This window comes from Streptomyces sp. GLSS-08 (assembly GCF_056387915.1).
The window spans coordinates 101,760-121,051 of sequence record NZ_JBWJAQ010000018.1 but is presented as its reverse complement, the minus strand read 5'-3'; the positions used below and the strand labels follow the sequence as shown (position 1 = coordinate 121,051).

Annotated in this window: 18 protein-coding genes; 8 read left to right on the top strand and 10 right to left on the bottom strand. The window is 71.7% G+C overall.

The features are described from left to right. Positions 1–64 precede the first annotated feature (64 nt). Complete coding sequence (locus AC0ZLC_RS27375; RefSeq protein ID WP_476754648.1) at positions 65–2,626, bottom strand: ABC transporter ATP-binding protein/permease; 2,562 nt, start codon at positions 2,624–2,626, stop codon at positions 65–67. A gap of 243 nt (positions 2,627–2,869) precedes the next feature. Here AC0ZLC_RS27375 and AC0ZLC_RS27370 point away from each other — a divergent pair, with 243 nt between their 5' ends. Together AC0ZLC_RS27370 and serB are read left to right on the top strand one after the other, a co-directional pair. Then, positions 2,870–4,912 carry a streptophobe family protein gene (locus AC0ZLC_RS27370; protein WP_476754635.1) on the top strand — a complete coding sequence of 681 codons (2,043 nt, stop codon included), beginning with the start codon at positions 2,870–2,872 and terminating at the stop codon, positions 4,910–4,912. Between the two features lie 183 nt (positions 4,913–5,095). Then, on the top strand, positions 5,096–6,310 hold the full coding sequence (gene serB, locus AC0ZLC_RS27365) for a phosphoserine phosphatase SerB (protein WP_476754634.1): 1,215 nt from the start codon (positions 5,096–5,098) through the stop codon (positions 6,308–6,310). A gap of 84 nt (positions 6,311–6,394) precedes the next feature. Here the strand turns inward: serB and AC0ZLC_RS27360 are convergent, their stop codons facing one another. The 4 genes from AC0ZLC_RS27360 to AC0ZLC_RS27345 form a co-directional block, all read right to left on the bottom strand. Beyond that, positions 6,395–6,913 (bottom strand): SixA phosphatase family protein, encoded by a 519-nt coding sequence (locus AC0ZLC_RS27360; protein WP_476754633.1) that lies wholly within the window; start codon positions 6,911–6,913, stop codon positions 6,395–6,397. A 259-nt stretch (positions 6,914–7,172) separates the two neighbouring features. Further along, a complete protein-coding gene (locus AC0ZLC_RS27355) occupies positions 7,173–7,379 on the bottom strand; it encodes a hypothetical protein (protein ID WP_476754632.1) in 207 nt (68 codons plus the stop codon). A gap of 168 nt (positions 7,380–7,547) precedes the next feature. After that, positions 7,548–7,664 carry an SGM_5486 family transporter-associated protein gene (locus tag AC0ZLC_RS27350; protein ID WP_358853437.1) on the bottom strand — a complete coding sequence of 39 codons (117 nt, stop codon included), beginning with the start codon at positions 7,662–7,664 and terminating at the stop codon, positions 7,548–7,550. A 66-nt stretch (positions 7,665–7,730) separates the two neighbouring features. After that, positions 7,731–9,287, bottom strand: a complete 1,557-nt coding sequence (locus AC0ZLC_RS27345; protein WP_476754631.1) for a CynX/NimT family MFS transporter — start codon at positions 9,285–9,287, stop codon at positions 7,731–7,733. A gap of 114 nt (positions 9,288–9,401) precedes the next feature. Between AC0ZLC_RS27345 and AC0ZLC_RS27340 the strand changes: the two genes are divergently transcribed. Further along, positions 9,402–10,103, top strand: a complete 702-nt coding sequence (locus tag AC0ZLC_RS27340) for a FadR/GntR family transcriptional regulator (protein ID WP_476754630.1) — start codon at positions 9,402–9,404, stop codon at positions 10,101–10,103. Positions 10,104–10,112: 9 nt separating this feature from the next. On the opposite strand, the gene AC0ZLC_RS27335 is transcribed toward AC0ZLC_RS27340, so the two are convergent. From AC0ZLC_RS27335 to fabG, 3 genes are all read right to left on the bottom strand, one after another. Next, positions 10,113–10,472, bottom strand: coding sequence for a hypothetical protein (locus AC0ZLC_RS27335; protein ID WP_476754629.1), 360 nt, complete (start codon positions 10,470–10,472; stop codon positions 10,113–10,115). A 200-nt stretch (positions 10,473–10,672) separates the two neighbouring features. After that, positions 10,673–11,440, bottom strand: coding sequence for an enoyl-ACP reductase FabI (gene fabI / locus AC0ZLC_RS27330; protein WP_358853434.1), 768 nt, complete (start codon positions 11,438–11,440; stop codon positions 10,673–10,675). Positions 11,441–11,445: 5 nt separating this feature from the next. After that, positions 11,446–12,165 (bottom strand): 3-oxoacyl-[acyl-carrier-protein] reductase, encoded by a 720-nt coding sequence (gene fabG, locus AC0ZLC_RS27325; RefSeq protein WP_476754628.1) that lies wholly within the window; start codon positions 12,163–12,165, stop codon positions 11,446–11,448. Between the two features lie 259 nt (positions 12,166–12,424). Here fabG and AC0ZLC_RS27320 point away from each other — a divergent pair, with 259 nt between their 5' ends. The 3 genes from AC0ZLC_RS27320 to tyrS all read left to right on the top strand — a co-directional run bounded on the left by AC0ZLC_RS27320 (position 12,425) and on the right by tyrS (position 16,682). Then, positions 12,425–13,948: a TldD/PmbA family protein gene (locus tag AC0ZLC_RS27320; protein ID WP_476754627.1), complete on the top strand. Its 1,524-nt coding sequence runs from the start codon at positions 12,425–12,427 to the stop codon at positions 13,946–13,948. Next, the gene (locus AC0ZLC_RS27315) at positions 13,945–15,348 is read left to right on the top strand and encodes a metallopeptidase TldD-related protein (protein ID WP_476754626.1); all 1,404 of its coding nucleotides are present in this window, start codon (positions 13,945–13,947) and stop codon (positions 15,346–15,348) included. Before AC0ZLC_RS27320 ends, AC0ZLC_RS27315 begins: the two co-directional genes overlap by 4 nt. A gap of 65 nt (positions 15,349–15,413) precedes the next feature. Next, positions 15,414–16,682, top strand: coding sequence for a tyrosine--tRNA ligase (gene tyrS / locus AC0ZLC_RS27310; protein ID WP_476754625.1), 1,269 nt, complete (start codon positions 15,414–15,416; stop codon positions 16,680–16,682). Positions 16,683–16,785: 103 nt separating this feature from the next. Here tyrS and AC0ZLC_RS27305 read toward each other — a convergent pair whose 3' ends face one another. Further along, complete coding sequence (locus AC0ZLC_RS27305; protein WP_476754624.1) at positions 16,786–17,064, bottom strand: GlsB/YeaQ/YmgE family stress response membrane protein; 279 nt, start codon at positions 17,062–17,064, stop codon at positions 16,786–16,788. 243 nt (positions 17,065–17,307) lie between these two features. Here AC0ZLC_RS27305 and AC0ZLC_RS27300 point away from each other — a divergent pair, with 243 nt between their 5' ends. Beyond that, positions 17,308–17,703: a DUF3099 domain-containing protein gene (locus AC0ZLC_RS27300; RefSeq protein WP_476754623.1), complete on the top strand. Its 396-nt coding sequence runs from the start codon at positions 17,308–17,310 to the stop codon at positions 17,701–17,703. Between the two features lie 222 nt (positions 17,704–17,925). Next, positions 17,926–18,174 (top strand): hypothetical protein, encoded by a 249-nt coding sequence (locus tag AC0ZLC_RS27295; protein WP_476754622.1) that lies wholly within the window; start codon positions 17,926–17,928, stop codon positions 18,172–18,174. On the opposite strand, the gene moaA is transcribed toward AC0ZLC_RS27295, so the two are convergent. Next, positions 18,171–19,160: a GTP 3',8-cyclase MoaA gene (gene moaA, locus AC0ZLC_RS27290; RefSeq protein ID WP_476754621.1), complete on the bottom strand. Its 990-nt coding sequence runs from the start codon at positions 19,158–19,160 to the stop codon at positions 18,171–18,173. The two genes, AC0ZLC_RS27295 and moaA, sit on opposite strands and share 4 nt — an antisense overlap. Between the last annotated feature and the right edge of the window lie 132 nt (positions 19,161–19,292).

The following is a 19,292-nucleotide window of genomic DNA, read 5'->3' as shown; positions in this document are numbered from 1 at the left end:
TCGGTCAAGACGCACAAGGGCGGCACCCCGGTCGGGGGTGCCGCCCTTCAGGCGTCCGGAGGTGCTACTTGCGCATGACCTCGGGCTCGTGGCGGCGCAGGAAGCGGGCCACGAAGAAGCCGCACAGGGCGCCGAGGACGAGCAGGGCCACCATGTCCATGGTCCAGGCCGATGCCGCGTGGTCCCAGAGCGGGTCCGTGCTGGACGGGTCGTCCGTGTTCGGACTGATGTTGTTGAAGTCCAGCGTGGCGCCGGCCGCGGCGACCGCCCAGCGCGACGGCATCAGGTACGAGAACTGGTTGACGCCGACGGTGCCGTGCAGGATGAAGAGGCAGCCGGTGAAGACGACCTGGATGATCGCGAACATGACCAGCAGGGGCATGGTCTTCTCGGCGGTCTTCACCAGGGACGAGATGATCAGGCCGAACATCATCGAGGTGAAGCCGAGAGCCATGATCGGGATCGACAGCTCGATCATGACCGCGATCTTGCCGCTGCCGAGGACCAGGCCCTCGTCGGGGATCGTGCGGCTGGAGAAGCCGATCACGCCGACCAGGGCGCCCTGGAACACCGTGACGGTGCCGAGGACGATGACCTTCGACATCAGGTACGCGGAGCGCGACAGGCCGGTCGCCCGTTCCCGCTCGTAGATCACGCGTTCCTTGATCAGTTCGCGGACCGAGTTGGCGGCGCCCGCGAAGCAGGCGCCGACCGCGAGGATCAGCAGCACCGTGGTGGCGGTGCCGTTCGGGATGTGCGCGCCGGTCTTCGGGTTGACCGCCGGGTTCACCAGCAGGTTCTTGTCCGGGTCGATCAGCAGGCTGACCGCGCCGAGGACCGCCGGCAGGATCACCGTCAGCGCCAGGAACCCCTTGTCGGACGCGATCACCGACACATAGCGGCGGACCAGCGTCATCAGCTGCGAGCCCCAGCTCTGCGGCTTGGGCGGCTTCATCGCCTGCGCGGGCGGCATGTGCAGCGACTGGGGGGCGACGGCGTCGATGTCCGCGGCGTACATCTGGTAGTGCTGCGAGCCCCTCCAGCGGCCCGCCCAGTCGTAGTCGCGGTAGTTCTCGAAGGCGGAGAAGACGTCGGCCCAGGTGTCGTAGCCGAAGAAGTTCAGGGCCTCCTCGGGCGGACCGAAGTAGGCGACCGAGCCGCCCGGTGCCATCACCAGCAGCTTGTCGCAGATCGCCAGCTCGGCCACGGAGTGGGTGACGACGAGCACCGTACGGCCGTCGTCGGCGAGGCCGCGCAGCAGCTGCATGACGTCACGGTCCATGCCCGGGTCGAGACCGGAGGTCGGCTCGTCCAGGAAGATCAGCGAGGGCTTGGTCAGCAGCTCCAGGGCGACCGAGACACGCTTGCGCTGGCCCCCGGAGAGAGAGGTGACCTTCTTCTCCTTGTGGATGTCCAGCTTGAGCTCGCGCAGGACCTCGTCTATCCGGGCGTCGCGCTCCTTCCCCGTGGTGTCCGCGGGGAAGCGCAGCTTGGCCGCGTACTTGAGGGCCTTCCTGACGGTCAGCTCCTTGTGCAGGATGTCGTCCTGCGGGACCAGGCCGATGCGCTGCCGCAGTTCGGCGAACTGCTTGTACAGGTTCCGGTTGTCGTAGAGGACGTCACCCTGGTTGGCGGGGCGGTAGCCCGTGAGCGCCTTCAGAAGCGTCGACTTGCCGGAACCCGACGGGCCGATCACCGCGATGAGCGACTTCTCCGGGACGCCGAAGGAGACGTCCTTGAGGATCTGCTTGCCGCCGTCGACCGTGACGGTCAGATGACGGGCCGAGAAGGAGACCTCACCGGTGTCGACGAACTCCTCGAGCCGGTCGCCGACCAGCCGGAACGTCGAGTGACCGACGCCGACGATGTCGTTCGGGCCGAGCAGCGCGGAACCGCCCTTGGCGATCGGCTGGCCGTTGACGTACGTGCCGTTGTGCGAGCCGAGGTCACGGATCTCGTAGCGGCCGTCCGGCGTCGCGTGGAACTCGGCGTGGTGCCGCGAGACCTGGAGGTCGGAGACGACCAGCTCGTTCTCCAGGGCCCGGCCGATGCGCATGACGCGGCCCAGCGAGAACTGGTGGAACGTGGTCGGGCTGCGGTCGCCGTAGACCGGCGGCGCCCCCGCGCCTCCGCCGGGTCCGTGCTGCTGCGGCGGGATGGAAGCACCCTGCTGCGACTGCGGCCAGTTCTGCTGCTGCGGAGCCTGCTGCGGAAGTGCCTGCTGCTGAGGCGGTGCCTGCTGCTGAGGTGTTTGCTGCGCCCAGCCGGGGCCCGCGCCCTGCGCCGCGTACGGCTGCCGGGGCTGCGCCTGCTGCTGCGGGGCCACCGCGGCGGCGGCACCCGAGAGGCTCAGGCGCGGACCGTCCGTCGCGTTGCCGAGGTGCACGGCCGAGCCGGGGCCGATCTCCAGCTGATGGATCCGCTGACCCTGCACGAACGTGCCGTTGGTGCTGCCGTGGTCCTCGATGACCCAACTGCGGCCGCCCCAGCTGATCGTGGCGTGACGCCAGGACACCCTGGCGTCGTCGAGCACGACGTCCCCCTGCGGATCACGTCCGAGGGTGTATGGCCTGGACGCATCGAGCGTCCAGGTCCGTCCATTCAATTCCAGTACGAGTTCCGGCACTCCATGCCCCACTGAGTTGTCCCCCGAAGTTCCCCCATCACAGGGAGTCTAGGGATGTCGAACATCGTGGGGAACTATTTCAGTAGGAGCCCCCTGACCGAAAGTCGGGCCATGTGAAGACTGCCCGGGTGCGGCTTGTCCGTTTCCGTTGACGGGGTGGAAACCGGCCCGGAGAGTGGTAATCCCCCCGCGAGGGGGGACATCCGCGGTGCATCGCCGCGACGCGGGCCGGGGGGGCTGACGATGGGTATGGAGAGCGCGGAGCACCACAGGAACGTGCCCTGGGGGGATGTCCTGCTCGCCGCGATCGCCGCCGTGAGCTGGGCTTTGATCGGAATGGCGGGCACGGCCGCGCTGGGGCTGCACCTGCTTCAGGCGGACTCGGCCGGCTCGCTCGGTCCGATGACCGCGGCGGTCGTGGTGCTCGGGGCGGGCGGTTCGGTGACGCCGTCCGGGGATGTCTCGGCCTTCGGCCTGGAAGGGGCGGAGGCCACGACCGCCATCGAGATCACGCCACTGGGCGTGAGCCTCGTGGGCGCGCTGCTGCTCTCCTGGTTCTTCCTGCGTTCCCTGCGCGGGGCGCGGGTCGTGCTCCCGTTGTCCGAACTGGCGGCCCGCGCCGGCGCCGTGGTCGTGCTGTTCGTGGCCACGCTGGGCGGGCTCGCCTGGGCCGGTCACGACGTCATCACGATCGACGGCGGGGAACTCGGTCTCGACAAGGGGCCGGGCAGCGGCCTCGACGACCTCACGGACAAACTGCCCGGCGGTCTGGGGGACATCGGCGGACTGCTGCCCGACCGGGTCGGCGGCCTGGTGGACGCGAAGGCGGCCGTCGGCTTCACCGTCGACACCGCGCCCACCCTGCTCGGCGGCGCCGCCTGGACCGCGGGAGTCCTGCTGATCGGGCTGCTCGCGTCGCGCCGCACTCCCCTGCCGCGCGGCTGGGACGCCGTGCACCGGGTGGTACGCCCGGCCACGTCCGCGCTGGTGACGGTGCTGCTGGTGGCGGTCGCTGCGGGCCTCGCGGCGGCGGCGTACGCGATGGTCGGTGACGAACACCCGAAGCGGATCGCGGGTGCCGCGCTGCTCGGCGCGCCCAACGGGGTGTGGCTGGGCGTTCCGCTCGGCCTCCTCGTGCCCTGGGACGGACAGGCCACGGGAGAACTCGCCAAGGTGCTGCCCGATCCCCTCGACGAGTTGCTGAGCATCAGTGCCGACGAGCCCCTCACGCTCGGCAGGATGGCCGAACTGGACGGCAGGGTCTGGCTGTTGGGGGTCGCGGCCGCACTCATGATGCTGTTCGCGGGAGTGCTGGCGGCGGCGCGTACGCCGGGGGTACGGGAGCGGAGCGGCGCCCGCTCGGGAGAACCGGCAGCGCCGGCGGGCGTACGGGGTCCGGGCGCCCTCGGCTTCGCCGGGCGCTGTGCCCTGCCGCTCGGGATCGTGACGGCGGTGGCGCTTCCGCTGCTGGCCCGGCTGACGGACGTGTCGGTGGACGCCTCGCTGTCGGTCCTCGGGTTCGACGCGTTCGGCGCCGGGACAGAACTGCACGGGCACGCGGTGACGGCGTTGCTGCTCGGTGCCGCGTGGGGTGCGGGGGCGGGAGCCGGCGGGGCGCTGCTCGCGTACACGACGGGGGCCGCCGGGCGGCGGGCCGCGCCCTTGGCGCTTGCGGCGGCACGGAGTTGCGCGGGCATCGGAGTGGCGGGGAAGCATCCGGGGTTCCCGGAGCACTCCCCGGAGCAGGTCGCGGAGCCGGGCCCCTATCACCCGGGTGCGCCGTTCCGGCCGTCGAACCCCGACACCAATCCCTATCTGCGGGTACCGGACGAGCTGCGCGAGCCGCAGGACGCACGCCCGGCGCAGGGCACGGGACCGCCCGGGGACTTCGGACCTCCGCGTGGCGGGCAGGCGGACGGGGACCCCGGACGAGCGGGAGCCTCACGGCAGAGCGGATCCCACGGCGTGGGCGGGGCCGGCGGCGAGGACGGGGCCCGGGCGGGGCAGCGGCCCGCACCGGACCCCGGGGCGGGAGAACGGCCGCCGGCTCAGGCCGGACGACGGCACGGTCCGGGGCCGTACGGTTCCGACCCCGAGCCGGAGGGACGGTCGCCCGAGGACGTGTACGGAGCCCCCACGGTGATCAGGCCGGTCACGCCACCGCCGCGGGCACCCCGGCAGCGGCCTCCGTCGCGGGGCGGAGGGCTGATGCCGCCTCCGCCTCCACCACCGCCGCCACCCCCGAGGAAGGGGTCGCCTCCCCCGCCGCAGGAACGCCGGGACTAGGGCCTCCTCCCACCACGAGGCCACGCTCCACGCGGACCTGAACGCGGGGCGTGCCGACTGGTCACCGGTCACCGGTCACCGGCGAGCAAGGCCGGCGTCGCCCGCGCGCCACGTAATGTTCGCTGTCCGCCAGACGGACCTCGGCGGCGAAAGGCACTGCGTGCCGGATACGGTGGGAGCACCATGAGCGCTTCGCAGACCTCTGACGTCCCCACCCTCCTCGTCAAGATCTTCGGCAAGGACCGGCCCGGCATCACCGCCGGCCTCTTCGACACCCTCGCCGCCTACTCCGTCGACGTGGTCGACATCGAGCAGGTCGTCACCCGTGGCCGGATCGTCCTGTGCGCGCTCGTGACCGAGCCGCCCGCCGGGCTGGAGGGTGATCTGCGGTCCACCGTCCACAGCTGGGCGGAGTCCATGAAGATGCAGGCCGAGATCATCTCCGGGCTCGGCGACAACCGGCCCCGCGGCCTCGGACGCTCGCTCGTCACCGTCCTCGGGCGTCCGCTCACCGCGGAGTCGACGGCCGCGATCGCCGCCCGGATCACCGACACGGGCGGCAACATCGACCGGATCTTCCGGCTCGCCAAGTACCCCGTGACCGCCGTCGAGTTCGCGGTGTCGGGTACGGAGACCGGGGCACTGCGGACCGCGCTGGCGACCAAGGCCGCGGCGCTCGGCGTCGACGTCGCGGTGGTCTCGGCGGGACTGCACCGGCGCGCCCAGCGGCTCGTGGTCATGGACGTCGACTCGACCCTCATCCAGGACGAGGTGATCGAGCTCTTCGCCGCGCACGCCGGCTGCGAGAAGGAGGTCGCCGAGGTGACCGAGGCCGCGATGCGCGGCGAGCTGGACTTCGAGCAGTCCCTGCACGCGCGCGTGGCCCTGCTGGCGGGGCTGGACGCCTCGGTGGTGGACAAGGTGCGCAGCGAGGTGCGGCTGACGCCGGGCGCGCGCACCCTCATCCGTACGCTCAAGCGGCTCGGCTTCCAGGTCGGGGTCGTCTCGGGCGGGTTCACCCAGGTCACGGATGACCTGAAGGAGCGGCTCGGCCTCGACTTCGCGCAGGCCAACACGCTGGAGATCGTCGACGGGAAGCTGACGGGCAGGGTCACCGGCGAGATCGTGGACCGCGCGGGCAAGGCGCGGCTGCTGCGCCGGTTCGCCGCCGAGGCGGGGGTACCGCTGGGCCAGACGGTGGCGATCGGTGACGGCGCCAACGACCTCGACATGCTGAACGCGGCCGGACTCGGGGTCGCGTTCAACGCCAAGCCGGTCGTCCGCGAGGCCGCGCACACGGCGGTGAACTTCCCGTTCCTCGACACGGTGCTCTATCTGCTGGGGGTCACCCGCGAAGAGGTCGAGGCCGCGGACACCAACGCCGACGACTCGCTCTGATCCCCGCGCTCGCGCCGGCCCGCTCTCCGGGTGCCTGGCGCGCGGACGGGAGCTACGGCGGCCGCCCGTCCGCGTGGTGGCGGGTTACTCCGACGGGGCCCAGTAGTCGACCAGGGTGGCCACGCCTGGCTCCAGGGTCTTCCAGGGGCCGGTGAAGGTGAGTACGGCGAAGGCGGCGGTCGGGAAACCGCGGCTGCCCATGCGGGTCCGGACGTCGCCCTCGGACTGGCCGGCGAGGATGTCGGCGAGGCCCTGCACGCCGGGGTTGTGACCGATCAGGACCACGTCCTGCACGTCGTCGGGAGTCTCGTTCAGCACGGCGATCAGCTCACCGGGCGAGGCCTCGTAGACCCGCTCCTCGTATACCGTCTTCGGCCGGTGCGGCAGCTCGTGGACGGCGAGCTTCCAGGTCTCACGGGTCCGGGTCGCCGTGGAGCAGATGGCCAGGTCGAGGGGGACGCCCGCGTCGGACAGCTTGCGTCCGGCGACGGCGGCGTCCGTGCGGCCCCGGTCGGCGAGCGGCCGCTCGTGGTCGGAGATCTGCGGCCAGTCGGCTTTCGCATGCCGGAAGAGGACGATCCTGCGGGATTCTGCGACGCTCATGCGTCCCAGCTTCGCACGAAACACGCCACGGGGCGCAGGGAGTTGAGCCGCTCCCACGGCAGGGGTGTCGGCCCCTCCCCCAGGGGTCCGGCCGCACTGCTGCCGCACCCGGGCCGGGAGGCGGACAGCCGACGCGTGCCCGTCCATACTTGCCGAGAACCGCGCGCCGCGCCTGCCGGGGAGCCCGCCCGCCTGCCGGGGTACACGCCTGTCTGCCGGGGCACACGCCCGTCTGCCGAGGTGGCCGTCCGGCGCCGGCCTAGCGGAGGACCGCCTGCTGGAAACGCTCGACGACGTGGGCGAGGGCGGGGGCACCGGCCGCGGCGTGCGCGTCGGACGGGTTGACTATCAGCGCCAGCAGCGCGACGAAGGCCAGGACCGGGAGCGCGAGGGCCCACCAGGGCAGTCGGATGTCGACGCCGCCCGTGGTCACCGGGTGGGTCCGGGGGTGCGTGGGGGCCGGCATGACGCCTCCGTGGTCCTCGAGTGTCCGTGGGCCGCGTCCTCGCGACCACACCTCGAAGCTACGGAATCCGGGGCCCGCGCCCCATCCGGCGATCCACCCACTTCACCCTGACACTCGCCCCCTAGGGGACGGTGGGGCTACCCCCACCACCGTCGGCGGACGAAGCGGTCACGGGGAGGCGATCGACGCGATGACGCCGATGATCACGGTGATGGCCAGCATCGCGCCGAGCACGAGCAGCAGCTTCTTCTGGCCGTTCTGGGGGTTCGGGTCGAGCACAGGCATGCGGCCAGTCTCGCACCTGTCCCGCCCGTCCCCGCCCATGGGGTCGCCCCCTGCCCCCGGCAGGGGTCAGCGCCGGGCCTCGTCCTCCACGATGCGGTTGCGGCCCGCCAGGACGCCCACGGCGATCTGCGGGACCATCAGCCCCGCCATCAGCGCGATCGGCAGGCCCCAGCCGCCGCTGTGCTGGTAGAGCACGCCCACCAGGAGCGGGCCGGGGATCGAGATGAGATAGCCGGTGCTCTGGGCGAAGGCGGACAGCTTGGCGACGCCCGCGCCGGTCCTGGCCCGCATACCGACCATGGTGAGGGCCAGCGGGAAGGAGCAGTTGGCGACCCCCAGCAGCACCGCCCACGCCCAGGCACCGGCGGCCGGGGCCAGCCACAGGCCCGCGTACCCGGCGAGACCGCTGATCCCGAGGGCGATCACGATCGGCCCCTGGTTCGGCAGCCGGGTGGCGAGGCGCGGGATGACGAACGCCAGCGGCACGCCCATCACCATGGTGACCGCGAGCAGCACGCCCGCGGTGCCGGCCGGCACTCCGGCGTCGCGGAAGATCTGCGCCATCCAGCCCATGGTGACGTACGCGGCGGTGGCCTGGAGGCCGAAGAAGACGGCGAGCGCCCAGGCGGTACGGCTCCGGGTGATTCGCAGCCCCTCGGCCGCCCCGCGTTCGACGGCGGGCGCGGAGATCTCCTCGCCGGGGCCCGCCGCACGTCCAAAGGCGCCGGCCGTGGAGGCCTTCGTGCCGCTCACCCGGGAGGCCGTGGTGCCGCCGGCCACGGAGGACGGCTCGCCGACGACCGCGGAAGCCCGTACTCCCCCGGCCGGGGAGGCCTGCTCGCCCCCGGCCCCGGACGCCCCCGCCTCGTCGGCCGGCGGCACTCCCCCGCCGCCCGTCGTCCCGGAATCGGCCCCCCGCGCGCGCAGCAGCGGGATCCAGGGCAGTACGGCGGCGGCCGCGAGTGCCGCCCAGACGGTGAGCCCGGACCGCCAGCCGCCGCCCAGGGCGTCGGTCATGGGCACGGTGACCGCGGCGGCGGACGAGGTGCCGAGCGCGAGTGCCATCGAGTACAGGCCGGTCATGGAGCCCACGCGGTCCGGGAACCAGCGCTTGACGATCACCGGCATCAGGACGTTGCTGACGGCGATGCCCATGAGCGCGAGAGCGCTGCCCGCCAGGAAGCCCGCCGTGCCGCCCACGTACGGCCGGACGGCAAGGCCCACGGCGATGGCGGCCATTCCCGCGCAGACGACCGCGCCCGGGCCGAAGCGTCGGGCGAGGCGCGGTGCCATGACCCCGAAGACGGCGAAGCAGAGCGGCGGCACGGAGGTGAGCAGACCGGCGACGCCGGCGCTCATCCCGAGTCCGTCGCGCACCTCTTCGAGGAGGGCGCCCAGGCTGGTGATGGCGGGCCGCAGATTGAGTGCGGTGAGGACGATGCCGACGACCACCAGCCGCGTCGTCCACGCGCGCGGGGCGGGCACCTCGCTGTCGGCTCCGGGAACCGCGGCGGACGCCGGATCCTCCGGCCCGGGGCGTGTGGACGACGGATCCTCGGGGTCGGTGCCCCCGGAACCGCGTATCGCCCGGGGCGTCGTCGTCCGCGTCTGCTCGCTCGCCATGACGCCATCATAGAATCATGGGATGATTGGTTGTCCACTCCCGTTCGCGTCCGCTCGCCTGCGTTACTCTCCGGAGCCTGCGGCCCCGCAGGAAGGCCCGTACGAAGGACCGTCATGCCGCTGAGCCACCCCCGCCGTTCGGCGCTGTCCGAGCAGGTCATCGCCGAGCTGCGGAACCAGATCACCTCGGGTGAGTGGCCCGTCGGCTCCCGCATCCCCACCGAGCCGGAGCTGGTCGAACAGTTGGGCGTGGCCCGCAACACGGTCCGGGAGGCCGTCCGGGCGCTCGCGCACAACGGGCTGCTGGACATCCGCCAGGGTTCGGGCACCTACGTCGTGGCGACCAGTGAGCTGGCGGGCGTCATGCACCGGCGCTTCGCGGACGCCGACCCCCGGCACGTCGCGGAGCTGCGCTCCACGCTGGAGTCCAGCGCCGCCCGGCTGGCCGCCGAGCGGCGCACCGAGCGCGATCTCAAGCAGCTCCACGCCCTGCTCGTGCGCCGCGAGGAGGCCTGGGAGTCCGGCGACGCGGAGGCCTTCGTGACGGCCGACGCGACCTTCCACCTCGCGGTGGTGGCCGCGTCGCACAACGAGGTCATGACCGGGATGTACGCGGACCTGGGCGAGGTCATGCGCGACTGGCTGCGCGAGGACGTCGGCGAGAGGCTGACGCCGGAGACGTACATGGACCACACCCGGCTCCTCGACGCGATCCGGGCCGGCGACGCGGTGAGAGCCGGGACCGAGGCCGCGGGCTACCCGTTCCAGTGCCGCCCGGGCAGGTACAAGGACCCGGGCGTCACCACCGGCGGCTGACGGGCGCCGTCATTTCCCGTGACTGACCCATGCCGAGCGGATCTCCTTCCAGCAGCGCCCGGTCAGCCGTACGGTCTCGGCGGGCCCGGCGGCGACCGGAGTTCCGTCGCTGTCGATGTCCCACCAGCGGTCGCACTCGACGTGCAGGCTGACCCGGTCCGTCTCGGGATACGGGTTGTGGCAGTAGGCGGTCACCCGGGAGCCCAGCACGTGGGTGCGGCACGAGGCCCCGAAGGGTCTTGCGTCGGGCACACGCGCGTGGAGGCCCGTTCCGGGCGGGTGCGGGGAGTGCGAGGCCGCGTCGTCGGGCAGGGCGACGGGGAGAACCAGCGCGGCCAGTACCGGGGCGAATCGGTGGGAAAGGCGCACAAGGGGGACCTCCTCGGCCGAGCTCGGGAGGAAAACGCGTCCGGAGTGCGGGGTGAACGCGTACTCCATAGTGCCTGGTCACCGGCGTCCGCCGCCCGACCGGTGGGGCCGAACGGGTGACGCCCCGCTCCCCGCACCTGCGGGAAACGGGGCGTCACCTGTTCGGACCAGGCTTTCGACCCGGCCGGGGGACCGGACGGTCAGGCGCCGATCGCGTGCAGGCCGCCGTCGACGTGGATGATCTCGCCGGTGGTCTTCGGGAACCAGTCGCTCAGCAGGGCGACGATGCCGCGGCCGGCCGGCTCCGGGTCCTTCAGGTCCCACTCCAGGGGCGCGCGGGAGTCCCACACCGCGGCCAGCTCGCTGAAGCCGGGGATGGACTTCGCTGCCATCGAGCCGATCGGGCCCGCGGAGACGAGGTTGCAACGGATGTTCTGCTTGCCCAGGTCACGCGCCATGTAGCGGCTGGTGGCCTCCAGGGCGGCCTTCGCCGGGCCCATCCAGTCGTACTGCGGCCAGGCGTACTGCGCGTCGAAGGTGAGGCCGACGACGGAGCCGCCGCTCTGCATCAGCGGCAGGCACGCCATGGTCAGCGACTTCAGGGAGTACGCCGAGACGTGCATCGCCGTGGCGACCGACTCGAACGGGGTGTTGAGGAAGTTGCCGCCGAGGGCGTCCTGCGGCGCGAAGCCGATGGAGTGCACGACGCCGTCGAGCCCGCCCAGCTCCTCGCCGACGATGCCGGCCAGGCGCCCCAGGTGCTCGTCGTTGGTGACGTCGAGCTCGATGACCTTGGTGGGCTTGGGCAGCTTCCTGGCGATGCGCTCGGTCAGCGTGGGCCGCGGGAACGCGGTCAGGATGATCTCGGCGCCCTGCTCCTGGGCCAGCTTCGCGGCGTGGAAGGCGATGGAGGACTCCATCAGCACGCCGGTGATGAGGACGCGCTTGCCCTCGAGAATTCCGCTCATGGTGATCAGTGACCCATTCCCAGTCCGCCGTCAACCGGGATGACGGCTCCAGTGATGTACGAGGCGTCGTCGGACGCGAGGAACCGCACCGCCGCGGCGATCTCCTCCGGCTGCGCGTAGCGGTTGAGGGGCACCTGCTTGACGATGCCCTCGCGCTGCTCGTCGGTGAGCACCTTGGTCATGTCGGTGTCCACGAAGCCGGGCGCGACGACGTTGAAGGTGATGTTGCGCGAACCCAGCTCACGGGCGAGGGAACGCGCGAAGCCGACCAGGCCGGCCTTGGAGGCGGCGTAGTTCGCCTGACCGGGGCCGCCGTACAGGCCGACGACGGACGAGATCAGGACGACCCGGCCCTTCTTGGCCCGCAGCATGCCGCGGTTGGCGCGCTTGACGACACGGAAGGTGCCGGTGAGGTTGGTGTCGAGGACGGAGGTGAAGTCCTCCTCCGACATGCGCATCAGGAGCTGGTCCTTGGTGATGCCCGCGTTGGCGATGAGGACCTCGACCGGACCGTGCTCGGCCTCGATCTCCTTGTAGGCCTGCTCCACCTGCTCGGTGTCGGTGATGTCGCACTTGACGGCGAGGCAGCCCAGCTCCGTGAGGGCGGCCGGCGGCTCGCCGGAACGGTATGTGATGGCGACCTTGTCGCCGGCCTCGGCGAACGCGCGGGCGATGGCGAGGCCGATGCCCCGGTTGCCTCCGGTGACGAGAACCGAGCGGCTCAACGGATCACCCTTTCGATAGCGGTCTGACTCGTCCGCCCGGACAGCTGGATCGACAGGCGGCTTTCTCGAAAACCTATCGGTCCGGGCCCGCCGACGGACAATCGGGCACCGACAGTGGCGTAGGGGACTCACTGTCGGGTCTCTACAGAAAGTCACGGCCGCGGGCCGGAAACCTGTGGTCCGCGGGCGCGACGGGCGACATGATCGGAGCGACCGCAGAGCACGGCGACCACCGTCACGTCCACAGAAAGAGACCCAGGTGCCTCATTCCATCGACGAAGCCTTCACGGCACTACCTCTGCGCGCCCTCGCCGACGCCGCGCTCGCCCGCGCGCGGGCGCTCGGCGCCGTGCACGCCGACTTCCGTTTCGAGCGGGTGCGCAGCGCGTCCTGGCGGCTGCGCGACGCCAAGCCGGCGGGGTCGTCGGACACCACCGACCTGGGGTACGCGGTGCGGGTGGTGCACGGCGGCACGTGGGGATTCGCGTCGGGCGTGGACCTGACGATGGACGCCGCCGCGAAAGTGGCCTCGCGGGCCGTGGCGATGGCGAAGCTGTCGGCGCAGGTGATCAAGGCGGCCGGTTCCGACGAGAGGGTGGAGCTGGCGGACGAGCCGGTGCACGCCGACCGGACCTGGGTCTCCGCGTACGAGATCGATCCCTTCTCCGTACCGGACGAGGAGAAGTCCGGACTGCTGGCGGACTGGAGCGCGCGGCTGCTGGCCGCCGACGGGGTCAGCCACGTCGACGCCTCCCTGCTGACCGTGCACGAGAACAAGTTCTACGCCGACACCGCGGGCACCGCGACCACGCAGCAGCGCGTGCGGCTGCACCCGCAGCTGACGGCCGTCGCCGTCGACGAGTCCAGCGGCGAGTTCGACTCGATGCGCACGATCGCGCCACCGGTCGGGCGGGGCTGGGAGTACCTGACGGGCACCGGCTGGGACTGGGAGTCCGAACTCGCGCGCATTCCCGGCCTGCTCGCCGAGAAGATGCTGGCGCCCAGCGTCGAGGCGGGCGTGTACGACCTGGTCGTCGACCCGTCCAACCTGTGGCTGACCATCCACGAGTCGATCGGCCACGCCACGGAGCTGGACCGCGCGCTGGGTTACGAGGCGGCGTACGCGGGGACCTCCTTCGCGACCTTCGACCAGCTGGGCAAGCTGAAGTACGGCTCCGAGCTGATGAACGTCACCGGCGACCGGACCGCCGAGCACGGCCTCGCGACCATCGGGTACGACGACGAGGGGGTGGCCGGGCAGTCCTGGGACCTCGTCAAGGACGGCACGCTCGTCGGCTACCAGCTGGACCGGCGCATCGCGAAACTGACGGGCTTCGACCGGTCGAACGGCTGTGCCTACGCCGACTCCCCCGGGCACGTGCCCGTGCAGCGCATGGCGAACGTGTCCCTCCAGCCGGATCCCGCCGGGCTGTCCACCGAGGACCTGATCGGCAGCGTCGACCGCGGGATCTACGTCGTCGGTGACCGTTCCTGGTCCATCGACATGCAGCGCTACAACTTCCAGTTCACCGGCCAGCGCTTCTTCCGGATCGAGAACGGCCGGCTGACGGGGCAGCTGCGGGACGTCGCGTACCAGGCGACGACCACCGACTTCTGGGGTTCGATGGCCGCGGTGGGCGGCCCCCAGACGTATGTGCTCGGCGGTGCCTTCAACTGCGGCAAGGCCCAGCCGGGCCAGGTCGCGGCGGTCTCGCACGGCTGCCCGTCCGCCCTCTTCAAGGGCGTGAACATTCTCAACACCACTCAGGAGGCGGGCCGATGACCTCGCGTACGAACGGTACGGACAAGCCGCACGAGATCGTCGAGCGCGCCCTTTCCCTGTCCCGGGCCGACGGCTGCGTGGTGATCGCCGACGAGCAGTCGACCGCCAACCTGCGCTGGGCGGGCAACGCGCTGACCACGAACGGCGTGACCCGCGGGCGCACGCTGACCGTCATCGCCACCGTGGACGGCCGGGAGGGCACGGCGTCCGGCGTCGTCTCCCGCTCGGCGGTGACGCCCGACGAGCTGGAGCCGCTGGTACGGGCCGCCGAGGACGCCGCGCGCGGCGCCGGCCCCGCCGAGGACGCCCAGCCCCTCGTCGTGGGTGTCCCGGAGTCCCCGGACTTCACGGACGCGCCGGCCGAGACCTCCTCCGCCGTGTTCACGGACTTCGCGCCGGCGCTCGGCGAGTCGTTCGCCCGGGCCCGTGCGGGCGGCCGCGAGCTGTACGGCTTCGCCAACCACGAGTTCGTGTCCAGCTATCTGGGCACGTCGACGGGGCTGCGGCTGCGGCACGACCAGCCCAACGGGACGCTGGAGCTGAACGCCAAGTCGCCGGACCGCACCCGCTCGGCGTGGGCGGGCCGCTCCACGCGGGACTTCAAGGACGTCGACCCTGCGGCGCTGGACGCGGAGCTGGCGACCCGGCTCGGCTGGTCGGAGCGGCACCTCGACCTGCCCGCCGGGCGGTACGAGACGCTGCTGCCGCCGACGGCCGCGGCGGACCTGCTGATCTACCTGATGTGGTCGGCGGCGGCCCGGGACGCGGCCGAGGGGCGGACGGTGTTCAGCAAGCCGGGCGGCGGCACCCGCGTCGGCGAGCGGCTCAGCGAGCTGCCGCTGAACCTGCGCAGCGACCCCCGCGAGCCGGGCCTGGAGAGCTCCCCGTTCGTGCTGGCGCACTCCTCCGGGGACGACGCGTCGGTGTTCGACAACGGGCTGCCGCTCCGGGCCACCGAATGGATCGCCGAGGGCCGGCTCCGGCATCTGTCGACGACCCGGCACAGCGCGGCCCTGACCGGTCTGCCGGTGGCTCCGTCGATCGGGAACCTGATCCTGGACGGGGGTGACGACCGCTCGCTGGAGGAGATGGTCGCGAGCACCGGGCGGGGCCTGCTGCTGACCTCGCTCTGGTACATCCGCGAGGTCGACCCTGCGACGCTGCTGCTCACCGGGCTGACCCGGGACGGCGTGTACCTGGTGGAGAACGGCGAGGTCGTCGGCGAGGTGAACAACTTCCGGTTCAACGAGTCGCCGGTCGGTCTGCTGGGCCGGGCCACGGAGGCGGGGCGCACGGAGAAGACGCTGCCCCGGGAGTGGAGCGACTGGTTCACCAGGGCCGCGGCGCCGGCCCTGCGGGTGCCCGACTTCAATATGAGCTCTGTCAGCCAGGGCGTATAACCTCGTAGCCGGCGGCTGCCCGGCTGCCCGGCTGCCCGACATCATCCCGAGGAGATACGAGAACCGTGACGGACATCGTCGACGAACTGAAGTGGCGCGGGCTGATCGCCCTCTCCACCGACGAGGACGCACTGCGCAAGGCGTTCGCGGACGGTCCTGTCACGTTCTATTGCGGCTTCGACCCGACGGCGCCCAGCCTGCACCTCGGCAACCTGGTGCAGATCCTGACGATGCGCCGCATCCAGCAGGCGGGCAACCGCCCGCTGGGCCTGGTCGGCGGCGCGACGGGACTGATCGGCGACCCGAAGCCGAACTCGGAGCGCACGCTCAACGCTCCCGAGGTCGTCGCCCAGTGGGTGGAGCGGCTGCGCGCGCAGATCGCCCCCCTGCTGGACTTCGAGGGTCCGAACGCCGCGGTGATGGTGAACAACCTGGACTGGACCCATGGCATGTCTGCCATCGAGTTCCTGCGCGACATGGGCAAGCACTTCCGGGTGAACAAGATGATCGCGAAGGAGGCCGTCTCGCGGCGGCTGAACTCCGACGCGGGCATCAGCTACACCGAGTTCAGCTACCAGATCCTCCAGGGCATGGACTTCCTGGAGCTCTACCGCAGGTACGGCTGCACGCTGCAGACCGGCGGCAGCGACCAGTGGGGCAACCTCACCTCAGGCACGGACCTGATCCACCGGGTCGAGCCGGCGGCCGTGGTGCACGCGCTGGGCACCCCGCTGATCACCAAGGCGGACGGCACCAAGTTCGGCAAGACGGAGTCCGGCACGGTCTGGCTCGATCCCGAGATGACGACGCCGTACGCCTTCTACCAGTTCTGGCTGAACGCGGACGACCGTGACGTCTCCAAGTTCCTGCGCATCTTCAGTTTCAGGTCCCGTGCGGAGATCGAGGAGCTGGAGCGGCAGACCGAGGAGCGGCCGCAGGCCCGTGCCGCCCAGCGCGCGCTGGCCGAGGAACTGACCACGCTGGTGCACGGCGCGGGCCAGACGGCCGCCGTGGTCGCCGCTTCCCGGGCCCTGTTCGGCCAGGGAGAGCTGGGCGACCTCGACGAGCCGACACTGCGGGCGGCCCTGTCCGAGGTGCCGCACATCCAGGTCGCCGCGCTCGGTCCCGTGGTGGACCTCTTCGCGGAGGTCGGTCTGGTGGCCAGCAAGTCGGCCGCGCGGCGCACGGTCAAGGAGGGCGGCGCGTACGTGAACAACGTGAAGGTCGCCGCCGAGGACGCGGTCCCCGCCAAGGAGGACCTGCTGCACGGCCGCTGGCTGGTGCTGCGCCGGGGCAAGAAGAACCTGGCGGCGGTGGAGGTCACGGGCGCCTGAGCGCGCCCTGGCGAGCCACGTCCACGCGACAGCGGGGGCGGCCCCGTCACGGGACCGCCCCCGCTGTCCGTCCGTCCCGCGGGGGACGGACGCGTCGGGTGTCTCAGGTGCGCTGCCGGCCGTTGCCCCGCAGAGACATGTAGAGCATGTCGCCGAAGAAGACGATGACGATCGCGGCGATGAGCTGGAGTGCGTGCCGGCCCCAGTCGATGCCGTTGGTCTCGTCGATGCCGACCGCCCTGGCGATGGCGTTGCCGACGACTGCCCCGAGGATGCCGAAGATCGTGGTCAGCCAGAGCGGACTGTGCTGCTTGCCCGGAATGATGGCCTTGGCCAGCAGGCCCAGCACGAATCCCACGACGATGGCCCACAACCAGCCCATGGCTCTGCCTCCTAGTACGGCTCCACGTGAGCATTTCGGCCAGTCTCGGTCCGCGGGCCGTACGCCGCATGCCGGGCGAAGCCATACGCGGTACGGCGCAGTCCGCCCCCGGCCGGGCCGTGCCCCCGGTCTCCAGGACGGTCCGGACGCGGCGTACCGTGGAAGGCGTTCGGGCCCGGTCCTGACCGGGTCCGGGTGGTACGGACCGGGGAGCGTCCGACACAGGCAAGGCGGTGGAATGTGATGCGGAAGCAGAACAGTGGCCAGGTCTTCCGGATCACAGGAGCCAGGCAGGGACTCGACGAGGACGTCCGCGGGCGGCAGCGGCGCTACGTCATCTCGATGACCGTACGCACGATCGCGGTGATCCTCGCCGCCACCCTCTGGAACGTGGAACGGCACGTCGCGATCGTCGCCCTGGTGCTCGGGGGGCTTCTCCCCTACGTCGCGGTGGTGATCGCCAACGCGGGCCGGGAGAACGCGCCGTCGCTCCCGTCGACGTTCGTCACGGTCCCGGTGCGGCCGATGATCGCACCCCCGGCGGAGGGCCCCTCGGAACCCGTTCCGGAATCTGTGCCGGCGGACGCACCGACGGATGCTGGGGCGGAATTCCGGGGCGAACCGCACGAGCGGACGTGACCGTCGCGGAGTAGCGGAATCCAGAACGGGACCGGGCGCCGGGGCGGCTACCAAGCTCAGGAAAAGCTCAGATCAATCATGGAGTTCAGGTGCCGGGCACCGGGTCCCCCGTGACATACTTCGTACGCGCTCCGCATCCCCCGTCGGAGCGACGGACCGACGCCGGGCAGCTCCCCCCGTGGCTGCTCGGCGTCGCCTTTGGGGGCCGTTTAGGGTGAGGGCGTGAACTTCCCGCTCCCCGATTCCGCCCCCTCCGTACCGCAGTGCTCCGCCAAGGGCTGCCGCGCGGACGCCGTGTGGGTGCTCGCCTGGAACAACCCGAAGCTGCACACGCCCGAGCGCCGCAAGACATGGCTCGCGTGCGAGGAGCACCGGGAGCACCTGTCGCAGTTCCTGAGCGTGCGCGGCTTCCTGAAGGACGTGGTGCCGCTCGCCGAGTGGGAGACGGCGCAGGGCAAGGGCAGGCCCTAGCCGCCGATCGCGGACATCGGGCGCTCCGGCTGGAGGAACGACGGGTCGTCGAGGCCCGACCCCGCCTTCTTGCCCCACATCGCGGCGCGCCAGACGCGGGCGATCTCCTCGTCCGAGGCGTCCGAGCGCAGGGCCGCCCGCAGGTCGGTCTCCTCGGTGGCGAACAGGCAGGTGCGGACCTGGCCGTCGGCCGTCAGCCGCGTACGGTCGCAGGCCGAGCAGAAGGGGCGGGTGACCGAGGCGATCACGCCGACCCGGTGCGGACCGCCGTCGACGAGCCAGCGCTCCGCGGGTGCCGAGCCGCGCTCGCCGGCCTCCTCCTCGGTCAGCTCGAAGCGGGTGCGCAGCGCGGCGAGGATGTCCCCCGCGGTGACCATGCCCTCCCGCTTCCAGCCGTGCTGGGCGTCCAGGGGCATCTGCTCGATGAAGCGCAGCTCGTAGTCGTGCTCGACGGCCCAGGCGAGCAGGTGCGGGGCCTCGTCCTGGTTCAGCCCCGGCATCAGGACCGAGTTGACCTTGACGGGGGTCAGGCCGGCGTCGCGGGCGGCTTCGAGGCCTTCGAGGACGTCCTTGTGGCGGTCGCGGCGGGTGAGCGTCTTGAAGACGTCGGGGCGCAGGGTGTCGAGGGAGACGTTGACCCGGTCCAGGCCGGCCGCCTTCAGGGCGGTCGCGGTGCGCTTGAGCCCGATCCCGTTGGTCGTCAGGGACATCTGGGGGCGCGGCCCAAGGGCCGCGACGCGCTCCACGATGCCGACCAGGCCGGGCCGGAGCAGGGGTTCGCCGCCGGTGAAGCGGACCTCGGTGATCCCGAGATCGCCGACCGCGATCCCGATCAGGCGGACGATCTCGTCGTCCGTGAGGAGGTCGGGCTTGGCCAGCCACTGCAGGCCTTCTTCGGGCATGCAGTACGTGCAGCGGAGATTGCAGCGGTCGGTCAGCGAGACGCGCAGGTCGGTGGCCACTCGGCCAAAGGTGTCGATGAGCACGTGGGCCCCCTCCCTCGATCCGGATCACAACGTCGGACAGCTCCGAGCCTACGCGACGGCACCGACAACGGTGCGGGCCCGATCCCACGAGGTACGGCGCGGCCCCGTCGTAGAGACCTACCAGTGGTGATC

Coding starts and splice junctions, on each gene's coding strand:
- AC0ZLC_RS27370 (WP_476754635.1), top strand. CDS start 2,870: ATGGGTATGGAGAGCGCGGAGCACCACAGGAACGTGCCCTGGGGGGAT.
- serB (WP_476754634.1), top strand. CDS start 5,096: ATGAGCGCTTCGCAGACCTCTGACGTCCCCACCCTCCTCGTCAAGATC.
- AC0ZLC_RS27360 (WP_476754633.1), bottom strand. CDS start 6,913: ATGAGCGTCGCAGAATCCCGCAGGATCGTCCTCTTCCGGCATGCGAAA.
- AC0ZLC_RS27355 (WP_476754632.1), bottom strand. CDS start 7,379: ATGCCGGCCCCCACGCACCCCCGGACCCACCCGGTGACCACGGGCGGC.
- AC0ZLC_RS27350 (WP_358853437.1), bottom strand. CDS start 7,664: ATGCCTGTGCTCGACCCGAACCCCCAGAACGGCCAGAAGAAGCTGCTG.
- AC0ZLC_RS27345 (WP_476754631.1), bottom strand. CDS start 9,287: ATGGCGAGCGAGCAGACGCGGACGACGACGCCCCGGGCGATACGCGGT.
- AC0ZLC_RS27340 (WP_476754630.1), top strand. CDS start 9,402: ATGCCGCTGAGCCACCCCCGCCGTTCGGCGCTGTCCGAGCAGGTCATC.
- fabI (WP_358853434.1), bottom strand. CDS start 11,440: ATGAGCGGAATTCTCGAGGGCAAGCGCGTCCTCATCACCGGCGTGCTG.
- AC0ZLC_RS27315 (WP_476754626.1), top strand. CDS start 13,945: ATGACCTCGCGTACGAACGGTACGGACAAGCCGCACGAGATCGTCGAG.
- AC0ZLC_RS27305 (WP_476754624.1), bottom strand. CDS start 17,064: ATGGGCTGGTTGTGGGCCATCGTCGTGGGATTCGTGCTGGGCCTGCTG.
- AC0ZLC_RS27300 (WP_476754623.1), top strand. CDS start 17,308: ATGCGGAAGCAGAACAGTGGCCAGGTCTTCCGGATCACAGGAGCCAGG.